Genomic DNA, 1496 nt, shown 5'->3' with positions numbered 1-1496 from the left:
GGTAGAGCACAACACTTTTAATGTTGGGGTCTTGGGTTCGAGCCCCAGGCGGATCACTCAAACAAAAAGCAAAACAATGAAAACCGCTGATAATCAATCATTATCAGCGGTTTTTCTTTTTATCCATACTGCAAATTGAAGCAGAATACCGCATCTTACTGGAGGTGAAATAGGTGGACTTAATTTCCACATAAAAACAAGTCCACCTAATTGGATTATATTTCACTGATTCTCTGCGTTTTGCATAAAACGAACTCTTTTCAAAACATGTATTTTTACACCATCAAAAAAAGAAGAGTATGGCAATGCAAAGAAACTATTTTACGGTATTGTTTTTCCTGAAGAAATCAAAGCTGCTTAAAAATGGAGAAGCACCAATCTGTATGCGTATCACAATAAACGGAAAACGTGCAGAGGTACAAATCAAGCGAAGTATAGATGTTACAAAATGGAATACGCAAAAAGAATGCGCGATTGGCAGGGAAAAGAAGTATCAAGAAATAAACCACTATCTTGATACGATAAGAACTAAAATCCTTCAAATTCACCGTGAACTTGAGCAGGACGGTAAACCTATTACAGCAGATATTATAAAAAATATCTATTATGGAGAACACTCTACTCCCAAAATGCTGCTTGAAGTATTCCAGGAACACAATTCAGAATATCGGGAATTGATGAACAAGGAATATGCCGAAGGTACTGTACTTCGATACGAACGTACAGCAAGATATTTGAAGGAGTTTATCAGTGAACAGTATAAACTGGCTGATATTCCATTAAAATCAATCAACTATGAATTTATAACCAAATTCGAACATTTCATTAAAATACAGAAAAACTGTGCGCAAAATGCGACAGTGAAATATCTGAAGAATATAAAGAAAATCATCAAAACTGCATTGATAAAGAAGTGGATAACTGATGATCCGTTTGCAGAAATACACTTCAAACAGACCAAGTGTAACCGTGAATTCTTAAACGAAATGGAACTTCGCAAAATCATCAATAAAGATTTTGATATTCAACGATTACAAACCGTAAGGGACATATTCATCTTCTGTTGCTTCACCGGTTTGGCTTTCACAGACGTAAAGAATCTGAAAAAGGAACACCTTGTACAGGCAGATAATGGTGAGTGGTGGATAAGAAAAGCAAGGGAAAAGACCGATAATATGTGTGACATTCCATTGTTGGATATACCAAGACTTATTTTAGAGAAATATCAGTCAAATCCAATCTGCAATGAAAAAGGATTATTACTTCCTGTTCCCAGCAACCAACGAATGAACAGTTATTTGAAAGAAATAGCTGATGTATGTGGTATTCAGAAGAATCTTTCCACACATATTGCAAGACATACATTTGCATCACTGGCTATTGCAAATAAGGTTTCCTTGGAATCCATTGCCAAAATGTTAGGACATACGGACATTCGTACAACTCGTATTTATGCCAAAATAATGAATTCTACCATTGCCAATGAAATGAAAGTA

Annotated in this window: 1 protein-coding gene; it reads left to right on the top strand. The window is 35.5% G+C overall.

Translation table 11 applies throughout. From position 1 onward, the window contains the following. Nucleotides 1–299: 299 nt before the first annotated feature. Nucleotides 300–1496 (top strand): site-specific integrase (locus QVO66_RS03060; RefSeq protein ID WP_288172510.1); only part of this gene is annotated, 1197 nt, incomplete at its 3' end.

Origin of the sequence: Prevotella sp. CAG:255 (assembly GCF_000431195.1) — a bacterium.
GTDB lineage: Bacteria > Bacteroidota > Bacteroidia > Bacteroidales > Bacteroidaceae > Prevotella > Prevotella rara.
This window is presented reverse-complemented; position numbering and strand designations above follow the sequence as displayed.